This is a genomic window from Lentzea sp. HUAS12 (genome assembly GCF_024125735.1).
Taxonomy (GTDB): Bacteria; Actinomycetota; Actinomycetes; order Mycobacteriales; family Pseudonocardiaceae; genus Lentzea; species Lentzea albida.
This window is the reverse complement of record NZ_CP099738.1, coordinates 3,862,534-3,882,508: the sequence shown is the minus strand read 5'-3', so window position 1 is coordinate 3,882,508 and position 19,975 is coordinate 3,862,534. Positions and strand designations below refer to the sequence as shown.

The following is a 19,975-nucleotide window of genomic DNA, read 5'->3' as shown; positions in this document are numbered from 1 at the left end:
GCTCCCGCGCCGTACTTTCTCCTCGGCAACGCCCTGATCAGGCCTTTTGGCCGACAGTCGACTCGATAGCTTCAGTGCAACCTGAAGTTAATCAATGTCGGCGGCGATTGTCGGTGTGATGTGAAAGCCTGGAGGGGTGTCAAGTGCTTCGCGGTCCCCGGCCGAGGCCTACGCCCACTCCCGGCGCAACGCCCAGCGGCCCAAGCTGACCGACTTCCTGTCCGTGATCTCGTTCGAGCTGGACCCGTTCCAGCGCCAGGCCTGCGAGGCCCTGGAGGACGGTCACGGAGTGCTCGTCTGCGCCCCCACCGGTGCCGGCAAGACGGTGGTGGGCGAGTTCGCCGTGCACCTCGCGCTGACCGAGGGCCGCAAGTGCTTCTACACGACGCCGATCAAGGCGTTGAGCAACCAGAAGTTCGCCGACCTCACCGCGCGGTACGGGGCGGAGAACATCGGCCTGCTGACCGGCGACACGAGCGTGAACGGCGGTGCGCCGGTCGTGGTCATGACGACCGAGGTGCTGCGGAACATGCTGTACTCGGGTTCGTCCACTCTGGACGGACTGGCGTACGTGGTGATGGACGAGGTGCACTACCTCGCCGACCGGTTCCGCGGGCCCGTGTGGGAGGAGGTCATCCTGCACCTGCCCGAGCACGTGCAGGTGGTCGGCCTCTCCGCGACGGTCAGCAACGCCGAGGAGTTCGGCGAGTGGCTGGTCGCGGTCCGCGGCGACACGACCGTGGTCGTCGACGAGCACCGGCCCGTGCCGCTGTGGCAGCACATGCTGGTGGGCAACCAGATGCTCGACCTGTTCGAGGGCGACGAGACGCACGCGCGGATCAACTCGCAGGTGCTGCGCAAGACCGAGGAGCTGGCGCGCTACCACGTGCCGTTCAGCCGGGGGCGCAACCGCAACGCGAACAACGCGAGGGCCGGGCGCAACAGCGGGTTCAAGCCGCCGTCGCGCACCGACATGATCCAGCGGCTCGACAACGCGTCGCTGCTGCCCGCGATCGTGTTCGTGTTCAGCCGCGCCGGGTGTGACGCGGCGGTCGCGCAGACGGCGCGCGCCGGGCTGCGGCTCAACTCGCCGGAGGAGACCGAGGAGGTCCGCCAGATCATCGACGAGAAGACCCGCGACCTGCCCGAGTCCGACCTCGGCGTGCTGGGCTTCTGGGAGTGGCGGGAAGCGCTGGAGCGGGGCATCGCGTCGCACCACGCCGGGCTGCTGCCCGCGTTCAAGGAGACGGTCGAGGAGCTGTTCGTCCGAGGGCTGGTCAAGGTCGTGTTCGCGACCGAGACGCTCGCGCTCGGCATCAACATGCCCGCGCGCACGGTCGTGCTCGAGAAGCTCGTGAAGTACAACGGCGAGGCGCACGTCGACCTCACGCCGGGTGAGTACACGCAGCTCACGGGCCGCGCCGGGCGTCGTGGCATCGACGTCGAGGGGCACGCGGTCGTCGTCTGGCAGCCCGGGATCGACCCGAAGGCGGTCGGCGGGCTCGCGTCCACGCGCACGTACCCGCTGCGCTCGTCGTTCCGGCCCGGCTACAACATGGCCGTGAACCTCGTGTCCCAGCTCGGGGCCGAGTCCGCGCGCGAGATCCTGGAGCAGTCGTTCGCGCAGTTCCAGGCGGACCGCTCGGTGGTCGGCCTCGCGCGCCGCATCGAGCGCAACAAGGAGGCGCTCGAGGGCTACTCCGAGTCGATGACGTGCCACCTGGGCGACTTCACCGAGTACGCCTCGCTGCGCCGCCGCATCGGCGACCGGGAGAAGCAGCTCGCGAAGCAGAACACGAACTCGCGCCGCATCGAGACGGCCAAGTCGCTCGAACGGCTGCGCAAGGGCGACGTGATCGCGGTGCCGTCCGGGCGCCGCAGCGGTCTCGCCGTCGTCGTCGACCCCGGCCTCGAGCCGATGGGGGAGGCCAAGCCGCTGGTCGTCACGGAGGACCGCTGGTCGGGCCGCCTCACGTCGGCCGACTTCCCGTCGCCGGTCGAGGTGCTCGGGCACATCCGGCTGCCCAAGCAGGTCGACGTGCGCTCGCCCCGGTCGCGGCGCGACCTCGCGTCCACGATCCGCAACACGGGCATCAGCCTGCCGTCGCGGGGCCGCAGGCAGACCACCGCGGCCGACGACCCGGAGCTCGCGACGCTGCGCCGGGCCCTGCGCTCGCACCCGTGCCACGGCTGCGACCAGCGCGAGGACCACGCCCGCTGGGGAGAGCGCTACCACCGGCTGCTGGCGGAGAACCAGCAGCTGGAGCGCAAGGTCGCGGCGACGACGCACTCGCTGGCGCGCCAGTTCGACCGCATCCGCGCGCTGCTGCGCGAGCGCGGCTACCTGAGCGAGTCCGAGGAGGTCACCGCCGACGGCAAGCGCCTGACCAGGCTCTACAGCGAGTCGGACCTGCTCGCCGCCGAGTGCATCCGGGGCGGCGTCTGGAAGGGCCTCAAGCCGGAAGAGCTGGCCGCCGTCGTCTCGTCGCTCGTCTACGAGGCTCGGCGCGACGGTCCCGTCGAGGCACGCCTGCCGCAGGGCCCGGTGGCCGACGCGATGCTCAAGACCGTGCGGCTGTGGGCGGAGATCGAGGACGACGAGCGCCGCCACAAGCTGGAGCGCATCACCCGCCAGCCGGATCCGGGCTTCGCCTGGCCGGTGTACCGGTGGGCGCGCGGCGAATCGCTCGAGAAGGTCCTCAGCGCCGCCGAGGCCGGGGGCAACGAACTCGGCGCGGGCGACTTCGTGCGCTGGTGCCGGCAGGTGATCGACCTTTTGGACCAGATCCGTGAGGTGGTCGGCCGACAGGACGCCGTCGGTTCGGCCGCGGCCAAGGCCGTCGACGCGCTGCGGCGCGGAGTTGTGGCGATGATGTGACATGGGCCTGACGAAGGTTTTGCGAGTCGGAGTAAAGACTGACGTCAACGGTGTGATTGGATTTCGCCGCAACGTCGTACACACGGAGGTCGACAGATGAGCAGCCCGTACGGACCGTCCGGAGGGAACGATCCGCAGCAGCCCTGGGGCCAGCAGCCGCAACCGCCGCAGCAGCCCTATGGAGGCGGTTTCCCTCCCGGCACGCCGTCCGGCGGCTTCCCGGCCCAGCAGCCGGGGCAGAACCCGTACGGCCCGCCGCAGCCCCAGCCGGGCCAGCAGCAGCCGTACCCGGGTTTCGACCCCTCGCAGCAGCAGACGCAGCAGTACGGCGTGCCCGGCCAGCAGCCGCAGTCGAACCCGTACGGCACTCCTGCCCAGGACCCGTACAGCCAGCAGACCCAGCAGTACGGCATGCCGGGCCAGCAGCAGCCCAACCCGTACGGGCAGCAGCCGGGCTACGGCCCGCCGATGCCGCCGAAGAAGAAGTCCAGCGCCGCCATCTGGGTGGCCGCGGTGGTCGTCGTCCTGCTCGTCGGCGGCGTGCTGTTCACCGGGTTCGTGTCGCCGGCGTTCTTCAAGAAGAAGATCTTCGACAACACGGCCGTCCAGAACGGCGTCGTCCAGATCCTGAAGGACGAGTACAAGATCTCCGACGTCGGCGCCGCGACCTGCTCCGGTGAGAACGAGGTCAAGCCCAACACCTCGTTCGAGTGCAAGGTGCAGGTCGGCGGCAAGGACAAGAAGGTCAAGATCGTCGTCAAGACCGAGGACGGCGAGTACGAGGTCGGCCAGCCGACCGGCTGATCCTCCTCCGCTTTCCGCGCTGACCTCCCCCGAGGACGACCTCGGGGGAGGTTTCGTGTTCGTCCGCCACTTTTCGCGACGCGTGGCCCGAGGGAGCCGTCCGACCGGCTCGCGCGTCTCGGGGATCTCGCACCCCGCCTGGTTCCGGCGCCGTGAGGAAACTGACGTGCGTTCGCCGCCGCCCTGAGCGACGATCGCGGGCGTGACGGAGATCCGCGTTCTCAGCGACGAAGCGCAGTATCGCGCCCACAACACGCTCTTCCGGCGTGCGATGCACTGGGGTCCGCCCACCGACGAGCAGTGGGCGGTGACGCTGCCCTCCTACGAGCCCGGCCGGGTGCTGGCGGCGTTCGAGGGTGACGAGATGGTCGGCACGACCCAGACTTTCGGCGGCAGGATGCGGGTGCCCGGCGGTGCCGTGGTGCCGCACTCGGCCGTGTCACGAGTAGGCGTGCGTGCGGACTACACGCGCCGTGGCGTGCTGAGCGCCCTGATGCGCGAGCAACTCTCCACGACCCCCGACCCCGTCGCGACGCTGCGCGCGTCCGAGGGCCGCATCTACGGCCGGTTCGGCTACGGGCTCGCCGGCCGCGTGCGGTTCCTGCGGGTCGACGCCAAGAGGGCCGTGATCCCGGGGTCGCCGGTGGGCCGGGTGCGCATGGTGGACCCGGACGTCGCCGACAAGCTGCTGCCCGAGCTGCACGACGCGTTCGGCCTCGGCCGCCCCGGCGAGATCTCGCGCTGGCCCGGCTGGTGGGCGAGGGCGCGGGACCGCAAGACCAGCGCCGAGAACCTCGTGACCGTCGTCCACAGTGGACCCGATGGTGACGACGGTTTCCTCTGCTACAAGGTCTCCGAGGACAAGGACTTCCGGCACCACCTGGAGGTCGAGGACTTCGTGTGGGCGAACGACGACGCGTGGCGCGACCTCTGGATCTACCTCACCCGCCTCGACCTGGTCGACACGATCGAGGTGGACGCGGCACTCGACGACCCGCTGAACTGGCTCTTCGAGGACCCGCGCGTCGTGCACACGAAGGACGTGTACGACCAGGTGTGGCTGCGGCTCGTGGACGTGCCGCGCATGCTGGCCGCCCGCACCTACGGCGGCGCCGAATCAGTCGTGATCGAGGTGCACGACAAGCTGCTGCCCGCCAACGAAGGCCGCTACCGGATCTCGCCCGACGGCGCCGGACGCACCGACGACCAGGCCGACATCACGATCCCGGTGGACCTGCTCGGGGCGGTGTACCTCGGCGACACGAAGTTCTCGGACCTCGCCGCCACCAAGCGCATCGAAGGCGCGCGGTTCGACGTGGCCGACGCGTTGTTCGCCGGCCCCGTCGCCCCGCTCTGCTCGACGTTCTTCTAGGGACGCCGCTCCATCGCGTTCACCAGGCGCGGCACCGAGCTGCCGAGACCCCAGCGCTGCGTGAGCTCGCGCAGGCGCTCGGGGTCGGCGGGCACGCGCGGCACGTCGTCGGAGCGGTCCAGCACGACGGGGGCGTCCAGTGCGGTGCGGACGACCACCGGTGCCACCGCCAGGTACTCCTCGGCCGCGATGAGCGCGTTGCGGGCCTTGGTGGTGAGCTTGCGGTCCATCGGGTCCGTCACGGCCTTCAGGACGGCGTCCAGGGAGCCGAACTCGGTGATGAGCTTCGCGGCGGTCTTCTCGCCGATGCCCGCCACGCCCGGCAGGCCGTCGGAGGGGTCACCGCGCAGCACGGACATGTCGGCGTACGCCGAACCCGCGTTCTCGACGGGCAGCGCGTACTTGGCGGCCAGTTCCTCGGGGCCGAGGACCTCCGCCTTGTTCCAGCCGCGGCCCACGTAGACGACGTGCACGGGCGTGGGCTCGAACCGCACGACCTGGAACATGTCGCGGTCGCCCGTGACCACCTCGACCGGGGACCTGGTCTCGCGGTGGGCGAGGGCGCCGATCACGTCGTCGGCCTCGTAGCCCGCGGCCTCGCCGGTGCAGATGCCGGCGGCGTCGAGCACGTCGAGGATGATCGGGATCTGCGGCGTCAGCGTGTCCGGGACCTCCTCGGAGCCGTCGGCCGCGTCCTCGGCGACCCGGTGCGCCTTGTAGGACGGCAGCGCCTTCACGCGGAACTCGGGGCGCCAGTCGGCGTCGAGGCAGGCCACCAGGCGGGCCGCGCCGCGTTCGGTGATGACGCGGGCGATCGTGTCGACGAACCCGCGCACGGCGTTGACCGGCGTGCCGTCGGGCGCGGTCATCGAGTCCGGCAGCGCGTAGTACGACCGGAAGTAGAGGCTCGCGGAGTCGAGCAGCACCAGGGGAGAGCTCACGAACGGACAAGCTACTAGGGCGTGGGCCGCTCGTGCCCGCCAGGCGCGCCGGGGGTGGCGAACGCGCGCGGCGGGCGGAGCGGGCAACGCACTAGGCTTCGACCATGGCAACGATCACCGGGCCCATCGACGTGTCCGCGCTGCGTGCGCGACTCGACCGCGCTTCCGCCGCCGCCGAGCAGGCGGGCGTCGACGCCCTCCTCATCTCGCCCGGCTCGGACCTGCGGTACCTGATCGGTGCCGGTGGCGACTCGTTCGAGCGCCTCACCTGCCTCGCGCTGCCCGTGGGTGGCACGCCGACGCTGGTCGTGCCGAAGCTGGAGCAGCCGGGTTACGCGGCCATCCCGACCGACGAACTGGGCGTCGAGGTCGTCACGTGGGTCGACGGCGAGGACCCGTACGCGCTGGTCAAGGCCGCGCTCAAGGGCAACCGCACGGCTGTGGCCGACATGATGCCCGCCCTGCACACCATCAAGCTCGGCCACGCGATCGGTGGCGAGCAGTCGCTGGCCGGGCCGATCATCCGCGAGCTGCGCATGCGCAAGGACGCCGCCGAGATCGACGCCCTGCGCAAGGCCGGCCAGGCCATCGACCGCGTGCACGCGCGCATGGGCGAGTTCCTGCGCGTAGGCCGCACCGAGCGCGAGGTGGCGCGCGACATCGCCGCCGCGATCGTCGAGGAGGGCCACACCGTCGCCGACTTCGTGATCGTCGGCTCCGGCCCGAACGGCGCGTCCCCGCACCACCGCGACTCCGACCGCGTGGTGCAGGCGGGTGAGGTCGTCGTCATCGACATCGGCGGCCCGGTCGCCGAGGGCTACAACTCCGACTCGACCCGCACCTACGTGATGGGCGAGCCCACTTACGACGACGTCCGGGAGACCTACGCGGTCCTCCAGGCGGCGCAGAAGGCGGCTGTCGAAGCCGTCAAGCCGGGCGTGACCTGCGAGGAGATCGACAACGTCGCCCGCACCGTGATCGCGGACGCGGGCTTCGGCGAGTTCTTCGTCCACCGCACCGGCCACGGCATCGGTCTGGACGTGCACGAGGAGCCCTACATCGTCAGCGGCAACTCCCTGCCGCTCGAGGCGGGCATGGCCTTCAGCGTGGAGCCCGGCATCTACCTGCCCGGCCGCTGGGGCGCGCGCATCGAGGACATCGTGGTCGCCACCCCGGACGGCGTCGAGTCCTTCAACAACCGACCTCACGACCTGGTGGTGCTTTGACCCTCGAGCAGATCGACAGAGCGATACTGAAGGAACTCGCCTCGGACGGCCGGTGCAGCTTCACCGACCTGGCCGAGCGCGTGGGCCTGTCCGTCTCGGCCGTGCACCAACGCGTGAAGCGCCTCGAACAGCGCGGCATCGTGAAGGGCTACGCGGCCCGCCTGGACGGCGCGGAGATCGGCCTGCCGATGTCCGCGTTCATCTCGCTGTTCCCGATCAACCCGTCCGAGCCGGACGACTACCCGAAGCGCCTCGAACACCTCCCGGAGATCGAGGCCTGCTACTCGGTGGCGGGCGACGCCTCGTACGTCCTGCGCGTGCGCGTCGGCTCGCCCGTGGCGCTGGAGGAGCTCCTCCAGAAGATCCGGGAGTCCGCGAACGTGTCGACCCGCACGACCGTGGTGCTCTCGACGCCGTACGAGGACCGCCCGCCCGCGGTCTGACAGTCGCGCCGGGACGGGCGAGCTGTGACGGGCGAGGAGCACACCTCGCCCGTGTCAGCGAACCTGTCCGTCGGCCAGGACCAGCACCCGGTCGGCCACCTCGTGCACGGCGTCGTGGTGCGTGGCGATCAGCACCGCGGCCCCTTCGTCCGCCACCCGCCGCAGCAACCCGACCGCGGCCACCGCGCTGACGGCGTCCAGGTGCGCGGTCGGCTCGTCGGCGAGCAACGCGGCGGGCCCGGCCACCACGGCGCGGGCCAGCGCGGCCCGTTGCTGCTGCCCGAACGACACCTCGCCCGGATACCGGCCGCCCAGCCCGGCGATCCCCAGCTCCGCCAGCAGTTCCGAGACCCCGGCGACCTCGCGCCCGGCCAGCCGCAACGGCAGGGCCACGTTCTCCTCCAGCGTCAACTCGGACGCCAGACCCAGCGACTGCGGCAGAACGGCGCACGCCGACCACGAGGCCTGCCCCGGCAGCACCGACCCGCTGTCCGGGAGGTCGAAGCCGCACAACAGCGACAGCAGCGCGGTCTTGCCGGACCCGGACGGCCCGCTCAGCGTCACCAGCTCACCGGCGGCGACGGCGAGGTCCACCCCGCGCAGCACGGAGACCCCGCCGAACGCCCGGTGCACCCCGTCCGCGCGGATCACGACGCGGCCAGCGGGATGCACAGGTCCGCGAGCGACACCAGTCGCGGGTCGTGCGACGCCACGACGGCCGGCACCGGCAGCGATCCCAGCGTCTCCAGCACGAGGTCGGCCGACCGCACGTCGAGCTGCGAGGTCGGTTCGTCCGCCACGACGACGGAAGCGCCACGCGCCAGCGCGCACCCGAACGCCAGCCGCTGTTGCTGCCCGCCGGAGAGGGCGCCGATCCGCCAGGTCGCGGACCCGCCGAGCCCGAGCCGGTCGAGCAGCGAGAAGTCGTCGGCACCGGCCGCGCGGAGGTTCTCGCCGACGGTCAGGTGCGCGATCAGGTTGTCGGCCGGGTTCTGGAACACCACGGCGATCTCCCTGCGCCGCAACGTGCGCAGCTCCGACCACGACAGCGACGACGTCGGCACGTCGCGAATGAACACCTCGCCGGCGGACGGCCGTTCGACCAGCGAGAGCACCCGCAGCAGCGTCGACTTGCCCGAGCCGGACGGCCCGGACAGGACGGTGAGGCCGGGGGCGATCGACAGCGACACGTCCGTGACGGCGCGCACGGAACCGTAGGACACCCCGACGCCACAAGCGCGGATCACCTGAGCAGTTCTCCCATCCGCGCGGTGCGCACACCGCGCAAAGCCAGCCAGGCCGCCACGACCACCACGAGGGCGCCGCAGGTGACCATCGAACCGAGCAACGGCACCAGGTCCGGCAGCGCCGGAGCCGGGTTCAGCCAGGGCGCGGGGTCGAGGCGCGGCACGGCCGCCCCCGCGCTCACGAACGACGCGACCGAGCCGATCCCCAGTGCCAGCAACGCCAGCGCGCCCACTTCCAGCAGGTGGCTCGACCACAGCACGGACGGGCGCATGCCCATGCGGGTCGACAGGGCGCCCGAGACGGCGTTCTGGCGGCGGCGGACCTCGACGGCCAGCAGCAGCGCCACGGCGGCGACCACGGCCAGCACGACACCGATCGCCGCCACGAAGCCGAAGGTCCACTCGACGGTCAGGAACGGCAGGCCGTCCAGCACGCGGGCGCGGTCGGCGACGTTCGTGTAGTGGATGCCCTCGGCCTGCAGGGCGGAAGTCAAGGCGGACAGGGGAAGCGACGACCACAGGTGCCACGAGCCGACCTGCTCGACGGCCGGCACCGACTCGCGGTTCAGCACGTACCCGCGCGTGCCGAGCTTCGGGAACGACGGCAGTGACGCCACGGGCTTGAGCAGCGGCAGTCCGGGCACCTGGATCTCCTGGTCCGGCGACCGGCCGATGCGCACGGCGGGCGCGACCTCGCCGTCCCGCCGCAGACCGGACAGCAGCGACCGCACCTCGTCGGCGTCGTCGAGGACGGCCGCGTCGGTGAACGTCGCGGGGTCCACGACCAGCGCACCCGTGCTCATGCCGACGAGCGTTGTGGTGCCCTGCAACGAAGACGGCAACGGGATCCGGCCGAGAGCGACGTCCTGCGACACCTGCACCGTGCTGTTGGCGCCGACGAACACGCCCGACTTCGAGTCCAGCGCCGACTGCTGCGCGCCCGCCACCGCGCTGCCGACGGCGATCGTGCCGACCGCCAGCACACCCACGAGCAGCACCCCCGTCACGGGACCGGCGGCCGCGGCGAGGCGGCGCAGGGCCAGCTGCGCGGCCGGGACCTGCCACCACTGCACGCGGTGCGACCACCCGAGCGACCAGCGCAGCAGCCGGGTCGCGAGCAACGCCGCCGTCAGCACCACCAGCAGCGGGAACGCCAGCGCGGCCACGTCCACGCGCGGGAGCGTCCCGGCCTTCAGCGCGGTGCCCAGCCCGTTGTGGGACAGGCGGATCCACGCCACCACGGCCAGTCCGGCGACGATCACCTCCCACGGCACCCACGCGAGGCGCCGCGTCCGCGCCTGCTTCTGGAACGTCCGGTGCACCCGCCAGGACGCCACCAGCACCGTCACCGCCAGGCTCAGCACCACCACGGCCAGCACGAAACCGAGCGCCAGCCACAACGTTCCAGGGGCCAGCACGACCCCCGGTGCGTACAGCGGCAGCAGCAGCCGCGCGGCCACCAGGCCCAGCAGACCTCCCAGGACCAGCGGCAACCCCAGTTCCAGCACGCCGCGGAAGCCGAGCGCCAGCGGACTCGCCCCGCGCACCCACAGCAGCCGCAGTTCGGAGTGCCGGCGCTGCGCCCACTGCACGGTCACGGTGCCCACGCCCGCGAGCCCGACCAGCACGCTGATGACGACCAGCGGCAGCAGCGCGGACGAGACGTTGCGCTCCGAGGTCCGCGCCGCGGCGATGGCGCCGGTCAGCAGGTCCGTCCGCGTCAACGGCAGCCCGAGCGCCGCCAGCCGCGCGTTCCCGCCGTCCCGCAGCGCCTCCGCCTCGCCGAGCGTCGCCGGGGGCTCGGCGAGGAACCGCAGCGACACCGTGGCGCCGGTGGAGAACTCCTCGGGCAGCGCGGAGAGGTCCGAGGGGGAGGCCACCCAGATCACCGACGTGCTGGCGCCGTCGCCGCCCAGGGGGTTCGGCACCACGGTCTTAGCCTCGGAGCACCACCACCCGGACACGGGCTGCGCGAGGTCGGCGTAGATCGCGCTCACGACCAGCGGCGACCCGGTGAGCCGATCGCCCACCCGCACCTTCGCGGCGGTCGCGATCGTCTGCGGCACCCACAGCCCGGTGCCGCCGCCCTGCACGACGGTCAGGTGCGCCGCCGCGTCCGGCCGGTAGCCGAACCGGCCCCAGGTCGCGAGTCCGCCGAAGTCGGGCCTGCCGATCCGCGTGTACGCGCCGCCCACGTCGCCGCGCGCGGCCATCGAGACGGCCGTCGGCAGCGGGAGCCCGTCCCCGTCCAGCGACGGGTGCACGGACTGGGGGCACATGCGGCTCTGCTGGTAGGCGAGCGCGGCACTGCCCGCGGCGGAGGAGTGCAGTGCGGCCGCGGCCACGACGAAGCCCAGCAGCAACGTCGTCGCGATGCTCACCAGTAACGTGAGCGGACTCGACAGCGCTGCCCCGGGCGCGGCTCTCCACGGCAACTGCACCAGCGCACGCTAACCGGCGTGCCCGGATTTCGGGAGCTTTATGAGGTAACGGAACACATGACGCCGAACCTCGCCCCGAACGGGTCCACGAGGACCGCGATCCGGCCCACGCCGTCGAGATCGTGCGGCGCGAGGAGCACCGGCGCCGAGGCGGCGGCCCGGTCGACGTCGGTCACCTCGAAGTACGGCAGCCAGAACGCCTGCGCGTCCGCGACGATCGCACCGAACAGCCCGCCCTCGCCCGTGCCGGTGGGCCGCAGGAACTGGCCGGGCGCACCCGGGATCAGCTGGATCTCCCACTCGAAGAGCGAGCGGTAGAACGACGCCGACGCGCTCGGGGCGGGGGAGTGCAGCTCGAGCCACGTGAGCGAGCCCGGCACCGACACCGCGCCGAGCCCGGCAGGCCCGTGCCACACCCCGAACTCCACACCGTGCGGATCGGTCAGCAGCACCTCGGGACCGCTGCCCGCGAAGTGGACGGTCCACGAGCTCGACTGCGACGTCACGTGCCCGGCGACCGTCCGGCCGGCGTGGGTGAACACGCCGGTACCGGGCGTGTCGAGCGGCTGGTACTCCCAGCCGAGCACACCGCTGTAGAACTCCGCGGCCTTGGCCTCGTCCGAGGTGCCCAGGCCGATCCAGGCCGGGGCACCCGGCACGTACTCAGTGGTGATCATCGGGCCCACCTCCGACGGAGAGCTACCCAGGTGGCTACAGGACGAACCCCTCCGGGAACGGGTCGGTCTCGTCCAGGAGGTACTGGCCCATGCCCGTGATCCACGCGCGGCCGGCCACCGTCGGCACCACGGCGGTGCGGTCGCCGAGCGGGACCTCCTCCAGCAGGCGGCCGATGAACCGCGTGCCGATGAACGACTCGTTCACGTAGTCCTCGCCGAGGCCGAGCTCACCGCGGGCGTGCAGCTGGGCCATCCGCGCGCACGTGCCCGTGCCGCACGGAGACCGGTCGAACCAGCCGGGGTGGATCGCCATCGCGTTGCGCGAGTGGGCGCCGTCCTGGCCGGGCGCGGTGAACTGGACGTGCTTGCAGCCGCCTATCGCCGCGTCCACCGGGTGCACCGGGCGGTTCACCGCGTTGATCGTGTCCATGATGGACAGCCCGGCCCGCAGGATCCTGTCCTTCTCCGCGCGGTCGAACGGGATCCCGAGGTCTGCGAGCGGCACGATCGCGTAGAAGTTGCCGCCGTAGGCCATGTCGTAGCGGACCTCGCCGAGTCCGGGCACGGTGACCGACGCGTCCAGCTCGTGCGCGTACGCCGGGACGTTGCGGATCGTCACGAGCTTCGTGCGGGTGTCGTAGTCGGCGAGCACGAGCCCGGCCGGGGTGTCCAGCCGGACCGTCGTGACGGGTTCGGTGACCTCGACCATGCCGGTCTCGACCAGCACCGTGGCGACGCCCATCGTGCCGTGCCCGCACATCGGCAGCAGGCCCGAGACCTCGATGAACAGCACGCCCCAGTCCGCGTCCTGGCGGGTCGGCGGCTGCAGGATCGCGCCGCTCATCGCCGCGTGGCCGCGCGGCTCGTTCACCAGGAACCTGCGGACGTGGTCGTGGTTCTTGATGAAGTTGAGCCGCTTCTCGGCCATGGTATCGCCGGGGATCACCCCGACCCCGCCCGTGATGACGCGCGTCGGCATGCCCTCGGTGTGGGAGTCGACCGCGCTGAAGTACTTGGCGAACCTCATGACGTGGCCAGCTTCATGTCGGCGTCGACCTGCGCGAGCTGCTCGGCGCTCAACGGTCCGCGCGGGGGACGGCACGGGCCCCCGTAGCGTCCGACGTAGTCCATGGAGCGCTTGATGGCCTGCACGAACTCGGTGCGCGAGTCCCACCGGAACGCCGGCACGAGCTTCGCGTAGAGCGTCCGGGCTTCGTCGAGCTTGCCTGCCAGAGCGAGGTCGAAGAGCTCGACGCTCTCCGCCGGGAACACGTTGGGGTAGCCCGCGAACCAGCCCGTCGCGCCCATCAGCAGGCTCTCCAGCACGACGTCGTCCGCACCCGCCACGACCGTGAGGTGCGGGGCCGCGGCCCTGATCTCCAGCACCCGCCGCACGTCGCCGGAGAACTCCTTGACCGCCACGACGTTCTCGATCTGGCCGAGCTCGGCGAGCAGGTCCGGCGTGAGGTCGACCTTGGTGTCGATCGGGTTGTTGTAGACCATGATCGGCAGCCCGGCCTTCGCGACCTCGCGGAAGTGGTGCACGACCTCGCCGCGGTTGGCCCGGTACATCGTGGGCGGCAGGCACAGCACGCCGTCCGCCCCGTCCTCGGCCGCCACCTCGGCCCAGTGCCGCGCCTGGTGCGCGCCCACGCCGTGCACGCCGATGACCGCGATGCCCTTGCCCTTCACGGCCGCGATGGCGGTCCGCGCGACCTCACGGCGTTCCGCGTCGGTCAGCGACGAGTACTCGCCCAGCGACCCGTTGGGCCCGACGCCGCGGCAGCCGTTCTCGACGACCCACCGGCAGTGCTCGGCGAACTTGTCGAGGTCGGGCCTGAGGCCTGCCGGTGCCGACGGGTCCTCGGCGTACGGGAGTGCGGTGGCGACGATGACGCCGTCGAGACGTTCGGTCATGGCTGCTCCTCGGGGAGTTCGGCGAGTTCGCCCAGGGGGATCGGGACCGCGATCACGCGGCGCTGGCCGTCGAACGGGACACCGGTCAGCTCGGCGGCGTTGCGGGCGCAGATCCGGCCCTGGCACCGTCCCATCGCGACACGGCTGGTGAGCTTGAGTTCGCGCATGGTGCTCGCGCTCGTCAGGTCTTCGAGCCGGACCTTCTCGCACCGGCACACCGTGGTGTCCGGCCGCAGCCACGACCGCCAGCCGGGCTCGACGGCGTGCGCCCTGGCCAGCGCCTGCCCGAAGAGCCGGCCCCTCCTGACCGCTTCCAGCGCTGTCGCGGGCGGTTGCCGGCGCGCCGCGGCCGCTCCGGCGACGACTCCCTCGGCCTCGGCCAGGTCCGCGCCACCGATACCGGTGACCTCGCCCGCGGCGTAGACGTTCTCGACCGAGGTGCGCTGGTGGTCGTCGACGACGTAGAAGCCGTCGGTGCGCGCCGCGTCCGGCAGGAGGTCGGCGCGGGGCAGGAAGCCGTAGCCGACGCAGACCAGGTCCGCGTGCACCGTGCGGTGGCTGACCGGACGCCACTGGCTGTCGAGCTTCGCGACCGTCACGCGGTCGCCGTGCTTGGCGACGACGGCGGTGCGGGTCTCCAGGCGGGGGAGGACCTTGCGGTAGGTCGCGAGCTCGCGGATCTTGTGGCGGTTGGCGTTGATCGCCTTGGCCTCGCGCAGCCAGCGGGTGGGGGAGGAGGCTTCGTAGACGCCGACGAGGGTGGCGCCGAGGTCCTGCAGTGCGGTGGCGACCGGGAGCAGGAACGGGCCGGTGCCGGTGACGACGACCCGTTCGGCGAGGGTGACGCCCTGCTTGGCGAGGGCCTGGGCGGCGCCCGCGGTGATGACGCCGGGGCCGTCCCAGCCGGGGAAGGGCAGCGGGCGGTCGTAGGCGCCGGTCGCGACGACCAGCGAGTCGAAGGTGAGGACGCGCGGGATCGGCGGGGTGGAGGTGCCGCTGTCGCCCTGCCCCGCCCCGGTCGTCCGGAGGTGCAGCGTGCCGCCCTCCACCATCCACACCTCGGTGTTCTTCCAGTGCGCCACCCCGGGGTGCGAGAACCGCGCCCGCCCGCGCAGGTACTGCCCGCCCGCGTCCGGCTCGGAGTCGACCATCACGACCTCGGCCCCGGCGTCCGCCGCGGTCCGGGCGGCGGCCATCCCGGCGGGGCCCGCGCCCACCACCACGACCCTCATGGCGTCGTCCTGATCACGTCGCCGTCGCGCAGGGGGTGGCGGCACGCGCGGACCTCGGGCACGCCGTTGATCTCCGCGACGCACCCGAAGCACACGCCGATGCCGCAGAAGTACCTGCCCGGCAACAACTCCGCCACATGCGCGACGTCGCGCCGGTGGCCGTTGAACGTCACCTTCACACCATCACCTCGGGCCGGTCGACGCGGAACGGGTACGGGTCGACCAGGGGTGTCGCACCCGTGAGCAGGTCGGCGAGCAGCGCTCCGGTGGCCGGGGCCAGACCGACGCCCGCTCCCTCGTGGCCGGTGGCGTGCCACAGGCCCGGGGTGCGCGGGTCCTCGCCGATGATCGGCAGGTGGTCCGGGGCGTACGGGCGGAAGCCGCCGTACGCGCGCATCACCGGGACGTCCGCCAGCATCGGGAACATCGCGATCGCCCGCTGTGCCAGCGCTTTCAGCACGCGGCTCTCGATGGCCTCGTCGAAGCCCTTGCGCTGGCGGCTCGACCCGATCAGCACGGTGCCCGCCTGCGTCGACTCGACCACGCCCGACGTCTGGAGGTCGGCGTCGCCGCTCGCGACCGCGCCGACGTAGTCCGCGTCGTAGACCTTGTGCCGGATCCTGCCGGGGATCGGGGTGGTCACGAGCACCACGCCGCGGCGGGGGAGCACGTTGACGCCGAAGTGGCGCGCCCACGGGCCGGTGGCGTTGACGACCGCGCCGCAGCTGATCACGCCGCCGGACGTGGTGACGCTGCGTCCGTCTGTTGTGGACACCTCGGCGCGGCGGACCTCGATGCCGCGCAACAGGGTTCGGGTTGCCTTGACCGGGTTGAGCTGGGCGTCCTGGAGGTAGTGGACGGCGGCGGTGATCTCCGGGTTGAGGTGCGGCTCGTGGGTGAGCGCGTCCGCCGGGCCGATCTCGCAGGCGTCGACGCCCGCCGTGCGCTGGGCGGCGGCGAAGGCCCGCAGCGGTGCCACGGCCTCGGGGGTGGTGGCGACGACCAGGCCGCCCTTCTCCTCCCACTCGGCGTCGTGCGCCAGTTCCGGCCAGAGCGCGCGGCTCGCCAGGGCGAGGCCGAGCTCCGGGCCGGGCTCCTTGTCGCTCACGAGCACGTTGCCCTCACCGGCCGAGCTGGTGCCCGACGCCGGTCCGTGGCGGTCGACGACGACGACCTCGAGGCCGCGCGCCCTCAGCGCCTGGGCGCACGCGGCCCCGATGATGCCCGCGCCCAAGACCACGACGTCCGGGTTCATCGCCACCTCCGTTCATTAGAATGAACGTTAGTGCTTCGGATACTCGAGCACCAGTACCGAGCTGACCTCATCGCCGAGCGTCTCGTAGAGGTGCGGCGCCGAGCCGGGGAAGCACACGTAGTCGCCCGGTCCGAGTTCGTAGGGCTCATCCGCGGGGCCCACGCGCAGCGAGCCGCTGGTGACCAGCACGTGCTCCCTGCCGGGGTGACCTTCGCTGGTCTGGACGGCTCCCGGCCGCACCCGCTGGTCGTAGATCTCCAGCACGGTGTCGCCGATGTCCATCCGGCGCATCAGCCGCAGGTCGACGGCGGCGCTGCTGAGCACCTCGACGTCGCGGGCCCGCACCAGCACCACGTCCGGCGGCGTCCGCTCGGTGACGAGCTCCGACACCGGCACGTCCAGAGCGTTCGACAAACTGAACACCGTCTCGATCGTCGGGTTGCCCGTGCCGCTCTCCAGCTGGGACAGCGTGCCCTTGGCGATGGACGACCGCCGCGCGAGCTCCGACAGCGACAGCCCGCGCTGCTCGCGAAACGCCCTGATGTTGGCGCCAAGCACCTGACCCGCACTCATAGCCACCGATCGTTGCATAGGCTTGCACCCATGACTGCGTACACGGAGGCGGAGGGGCAGACCCTCCGCACAGCCGTTTTCGGTGCCATGGTGCTGGTGTCCACTGCGGACCCCGGCTCGGTCGACGAGGAGAGCCACGCCGGCATCAGGGCCATCACCCTGCTCTCGGACGACCTGCGCGCCGTCGTCTCCGCCGCCCCGCCCTCGCTGCCGCAGGGCTCGACGTCCGATGTGGAGTCCGGCGTCCTCGCCGCGCTGCGCGACTCCGTGGCGATCATCAACGCCCACGAGCCGCGCGACGTCGCGATCTTCCGGGCCGCCGTGACGGAGATGTGCCGCTCGGTCGCCGGCGCGGACGGCGAGGTGGCCGCCGCGGAACGCACGATGGTCACCAAGGTCGTCGAGGCCCTCGGCTGATCACCGCTAGCCTCCAGGCATGGGGGAACACACGCTCGAAGAGCTGCACTGGGCCGCGGAGTTCAAGTCGCCGGAAGAGGTCGCGGCGCTGATCGCCGAGGTCACCGACGTCGACGCGCTGGACGAGGAGCGCACGGCGTTGTGGCGCGCGGTGCACGCGGGCCGACCTGACAACGTCGAGGTCCTGCTCGCCGCGGGCGCGGACCCGGCGCGGCAGATGATGTACGGCTGGTCGCCGGCCAGGCTGAGTCTCGCCACCGAACACCCGTTGCCGACCGACGAGGTCCTCACACCAGAGGAACGCGCCGTCATCGCGGAACGCGACCGGCTCGTGGCGGCACTCGGTGGCCTGCCCCGCGACGACGGTCACAGCCTGGCCTGCGTCGCGGGTGTGGACGCGGAGACGGCCGTGCGCAGGCTGGAGGCGGAACCCGTCGAGGTGACCGAGCAGGTCTGGACGTGGGACGCGGACCAGGCCGTGGTCGGCGTGACGACCGTTCCCGGCGGTTGCGTGGTGATGCAGCCCAAGGGCTTTGCGGCCACACATGTGCTCGAACGGCTCTCGGTGGGCACCGTCGGGTTCGACATGTACGCGAACCCCAAGGGCGGCAACCACGGGGCGATCTGCCGCGACGGCGAGTACGAGGCCGGGGACCTGCAAACCGGCGGCGGTGTCGACGCGGAGGACACGGCGGCGGACGTGCTGCTGGCGCACCTCTACCAGGGCGAACCGGTGGCGTACTGCCTGGCGTTCGCGGGTCTGCGGCCGACGGACGCCCGCGCGTTCACCGCACCCGACCTGTGGGTGCGTCTCCCCGGCCACCTGACCGCCTGAACGCCGCCCTGCCGCGACGGGCTGCCGTTCTCAGCGACCGCACCGCATCATGGAGTGATGCTGGAGGCACTGAGGCGGCAGCTGAGCGAGGGGCTCTTCGAGAAGGTCGCGGGCCCGGAGCGGGAGAGACACGCCTACCGGATCCACGAGTCGCCCGGCCCTCGCCTGTTCGCCGAGGACCGGCCGATCCGGCACGTCCACGCTGATCACGCCATGTTCATCGGCGGGCTGCGGGCGTTGCTGCTGCAGTCGTTGCACCCGTTGGCGATGGCGGCGGTGGCGCAGCACTCGGACTACCTGAGCGATCCGTGGGGCCGTTTGCAGCGCACGAGCCTGTTCCTCGCCGTCACCACGTACGGGACGGCCGACGACGCGTACGAGGCCATCGCACGGCTCGCACGCATCCACACGCACATCCACGGCATAGCGCCAGACGGGCGGCGGTACCGGGCCGACGACCCGCACCTGCTGGCGTGGGTGCACGTGGCCGAGGTCGACAGCTTCCTGCGGTGCCACCAGCGCTACGGCGAGAAGCCGCTCGACGACTACGACGGGTACGTCGCCGACATGGCCGTCATCGCCGACGCCATGGGCATCCCGGACCCGCCGCGCACGACCGCGGAGCTCGACGCGACGCTGCAGTCCTACCGGGCTGAGCTGAAGGGGACGGCCGAGGCGCGGGAGGCCGCGCGGTTCCTGCTGGTCAAGGCCCCCTTGCCGGTGCTGGCGCGCGGTCCGTACGCGGTGCTGAGCGCCACGGCGGTCGGCACGTTGCCGGTGTGGGCGCGGATGCCGTTGCGGCTGCCCTACCTGCCCATCTCGGAGGCCACCGGTGTGCGGTTCGCCGGCCACGCGTTGATGCGCGGCCTCCGGTGGGTCACGGGCTGAGGAAGTCCACGACCAGAGGGGACGCCTCGGCGCGGAACTCCTCGAAGTAGCCGTGTCGTGCGCCCTCGATGAGGTGCATCTGTGCGCCCGGGATGCGTGAGGTGATCAGCGGCGCGTTGGCCGTGGGGTTGAAGATGTCGTCCGTGCCGTGCACCACGAGGGTGGGCGCCGTGATGGACGGCAGCACGTCCCACGCGTCGTGCTCGCCGCTCGCGAAGAGGTGTCGCTTGCGCGCGTAGGGCGGCATTTGCGGGTCGCCGAGCGTGTTGTACGGGCCGTTGTAGGCCGGCGTGTACATGAGCGCTTCCAACGCCCTGCGCGCCTTCATCGCGTCGACCTGCGCGAGCGACTTGCGGACCTCGGCGCTGCGCTCGATCCCGTGCGGCCCGCCGGGGGAGGTGCAGCCCAGCACCAGCCGGTCGACGTGCTCGGCATGTGAGGCGGCGATCCACTGCGCGATGCGGCCGCCCATCGACGTGCCGTAGACGTGGGCCCGGTCGATCCCCGCGTCGGCCAGGACCGCGACGCAGTCCTCAGCGAACATCCGGGTGCTGTACGGGACGTCCGGCTTCTCGCTGGAACCGGTGCCGCGGTGGTCGGTGGTGATCGTCGTGAAGTGCGCGGAGAAGTCCGGGCGGACCTGTGACCACCAGCGCGACGAGTTCGCCTGGCCCGCGATGAGCAGCAGCGGGGGACCCGAGCCCTCGACCGAGTAGAAGAGCCTGGTTCCGTCAGCGGCACGAGCGTGGGGCACGGCGGGAAGTCTAGAACCTTGACTTCGCGATAGATGGTCTAGTCCAATTCGGGGTAGGACCCCTGCCGGCCGCCA

The 19,975-nt window shown here is 71.9% G+C and carries 20 protein-coding genes; 8 read left to right on the top strand and 12 right to left on the bottom strand.

The window, feature by feature from the left end:
• The first annotated feature begins 136 nt into the window (after positions 1-136).
• The 3 genes from ND450_RS16925 to ND450_RS16915 all read left to right on the top strand — a co-directional run bounded on the left by ND450_RS16925 (position 137) and on the right by ND450_RS16915 (position 5,054).
• A complete protein-coding gene (locus ND450_RS16925; RefSeq protein ID WP_253327076.1) occupies positions 137-2,878 on the top strand; it encodes an RNA helicase in 2,742 nt (913 codons plus the stop codon).
• A gap of 96 nt (positions 2,879-2,974) precedes the next feature.
• On the top strand, positions 2,975-3,682 hold the full coding sequence (locus ND450_RS16920; RefSeq protein WP_253327075.1) for a DUF4333 domain-containing protein: 708 nt from the start codon (positions 2,975-2,977) through the stop codon (positions 3,680-3,682).
• Between the two features lie 202 nt (positions 3,683-3,884).
• Entirely contained in the window at positions 3,885-5,054 is a 1,170-nt protein-coding gene (locus tag ND450_RS16915) for a GNAT family N-acetyltransferase (protein WP_253327074.1), read from the top strand.
• Here the strand turns inward: ND450_RS16915 and ND450_RS16910 are convergent.
• A complete protein-coding gene (locus tag ND450_RS16910; RefSeq protein ID WP_253327073.1) occupies positions 5,051-5,995 on the bottom strand; it encodes a 5'-3' exonuclease in 945 nt (314 codons plus the stop codon). The genes ND450_RS16915 and ND450_RS16910 overlap by 4 nt on opposite strands.
• 104 nt (positions 5,996-6,099) lie before the next feature.
• On the opposite strand from ND450_RS16910, the gene ND450_RS16905 reads away from it, so the two are divergent.
• Together ND450_RS16905 and ND450_RS16900 are read left to right on the top strand one after the other, a co-directional pair.
• On the top strand, positions 6,100-7,221 hold the full coding sequence (locus tag ND450_RS16905) for a Xaa-Pro peptidase family protein (RefSeq protein WP_089911945.1): 1,122 nt from the start codon (positions 6,100-6,102) through the stop codon (positions 7,219-7,221).
• Positions 7,218-7,664 (top strand): Lrp/AsnC family transcriptional regulator, encoded by a 447-nt coding sequence (locus ND450_RS16900; RefSeq protein WP_253327072.1) that lies wholly within the window; start codon positions 7,218-7,220, stop codon positions 7,662-7,664. Before ND450_RS16905 ends, ND450_RS16900 begins: the two co-directional genes overlap by 4 nt.
• A gap of 54 nt (positions 7,665-7,718) precedes the next feature.
• Here the strand turns inward: ND450_RS16900 and ND450_RS16895 are convergent, their stop codons facing one another.
• From ND450_RS16895 to ND450_RS16850, 10 genes are all read right to left on the bottom strand, one after another.
• Positions 7,719-8,336: an ATP-binding cassette domain-containing protein gene (locus ND450_RS16895; RefSeq protein ID WP_253327071.1), complete on the bottom strand. Its 618-nt coding sequence runs from the start codon at positions 8,334-8,336 to the stop codon at positions 7,719-7,721.
• The gene (locus ND450_RS16890; RefSeq protein ID WP_253327070.1) at positions 8,312-8,872 is read right to left on the bottom strand and encodes an ABC transporter ATP-binding protein; all 561 of its coding nucleotides are present in this window, start codon (positions 8,870-8,872) and stop codon (positions 8,312-8,314) included. The genes ND450_RS16895 and ND450_RS16890 overlap by 25 nt, the downstream gene beginning before the upstream one ends.
• Before the next feature lie 35 nt (positions 8,873-8,907).
• Positions 8,908-11,292 (bottom strand): ABC transporter permease, encoded by a 2,385-nt coding sequence (locus tag ND450_RS16885; RefSeq protein WP_253327069.1) that lies wholly within the window; start codon positions 11,290-11,292, stop codon positions 8,908-8,910.
• A 98-nt stretch (positions 11,293-11,390) separates the two neighbouring features.
• Positions 11,391-12,029 carry a VOC family protein gene (locus ND450_RS16880; RefSeq protein ID WP_253327068.1) on the bottom strand — a complete coding sequence of 213 codons (639 nt, stop codon included), beginning with the start codon at positions 12,027-12,029 and terminating at the stop codon, positions 11,391-11,393.
• Positions 12,030-12,063: 34 nt separating this feature from the next.
• A complete protein-coding gene (locus tag ND450_RS16875) occupies positions 12,064-13,056 on the bottom strand; it encodes a proline racemase family protein (RefSeq protein ID WP_253327067.1) in 993 nt (330 codons plus the stop codon).
• Positions 13,053-13,946, bottom strand: a complete 894-nt coding sequence (locus ND450_RS16870; protein WP_253327066.1) for a dihydrodipicolinate synthase family protein — start codon at positions 13,944-13,946, stop codon at positions 13,053-13,055. Before ND450_RS16870 ends, ND450_RS16875 begins: the two co-directional genes overlap by 4 nt.
• Positions 13,943-15,178, bottom strand: coding sequence for an FAD/NAD(P)-binding oxidoreductase (locus tag ND450_RS16865; protein WP_256557526.1), 1,236 nt, complete (start codon positions 15,176-15,178; stop codon positions 13,943-13,945). The genes ND450_RS16870 and ND450_RS16865 overlap by 4 nt, the downstream gene beginning before the upstream one ends.
• Positions 15,175-15,357 (bottom strand): 2Fe-2S iron-sulfur cluster-binding protein, encoded by a 183-nt coding sequence (locus ND450_RS46060; protein ID WP_371927721.1) that lies wholly within the window; start codon positions 15,355-15,357, stop codon positions 15,175-15,177. The genes ND450_RS16865 and ND450_RS46060 overlap by 4 nt, the downstream gene beginning before the upstream one ends.
• Entirely contained in the window at positions 15,354-16,433 is a 1,080-nt protein-coding gene (locus tag ND450_RS16855) for an FAD-binding oxidoreductase (protein WP_253327065.1), read from the bottom strand. The genes ND450_RS46060 and ND450_RS16855 overlap by 4 nt, the downstream gene beginning before the upstream one ends.
• A 27-nt stretch (positions 16,434-16,460) precedes the next feature.
• Entirely contained in the window at positions 16,461-17,006 is a 546-nt protein-coding gene (locus ND450_RS16850) for a helix-turn-helix domain-containing protein (protein ID WP_253327064.1), read from the bottom strand.
• A gap of 30 nt (positions 17,007-17,036) precedes the next feature.
• Between ND450_RS16850 and ND450_RS16845 the strand changes: the two genes are divergently transcribed.
• From ND450_RS16845 to ND450_RS16835, 3 genes are read left to right on the top strand one after another with little or no spacing between them, the layout of a single operon-like run.
• Positions 17,037-17,423 carry a hypothetical protein gene (locus ND450_RS16845; protein WP_253327063.1) on the top strand — a complete coding sequence of 129 codons (387 nt, stop codon included), beginning with the start codon at positions 17,037-17,039 and terminating at the stop codon, positions 17,421-17,423.
• A gap of 19 nt (positions 17,424-17,442) precedes the next feature.
• Positions 17,443-18,258 carry an ankyrin repeat domain-containing protein gene (locus ND450_RS16840; RefSeq protein WP_253327062.1) on the top strand — a complete coding sequence of 272 codons (816 nt, stop codon included), beginning with the start codon at positions 17,443-17,445 and terminating at the stop codon, positions 18,256-18,258.
• 57 nt (positions 18,259-18,315) lie between these two features.
• A complete protein-coding gene (locus tag ND450_RS16835; protein ID WP_253327061.1) occupies positions 18,316-19,146 on the top strand; it encodes an oxygenase MpaB family protein in 831 nt (276 codons plus the stop codon).
• On the opposite strand, the gene ND450_RS16830 is transcribed toward ND450_RS16835, so the two are convergent.
• Positions 19,136-19,900: an alpha/beta fold hydrolase gene (locus ND450_RS16830; RefSeq protein ID WP_253327060.1), complete on the bottom strand. Its 765-nt coding sequence runs from the start codon at positions 19,898-19,900 to the stop codon at positions 19,136-19,138. The two genes, ND450_RS16835 and ND450_RS16830, sit on opposite strands and share 11 nt — an antisense overlap.
• Between the last annotated feature and the right edge of the window lie 75 nt (positions 19,901-19,975).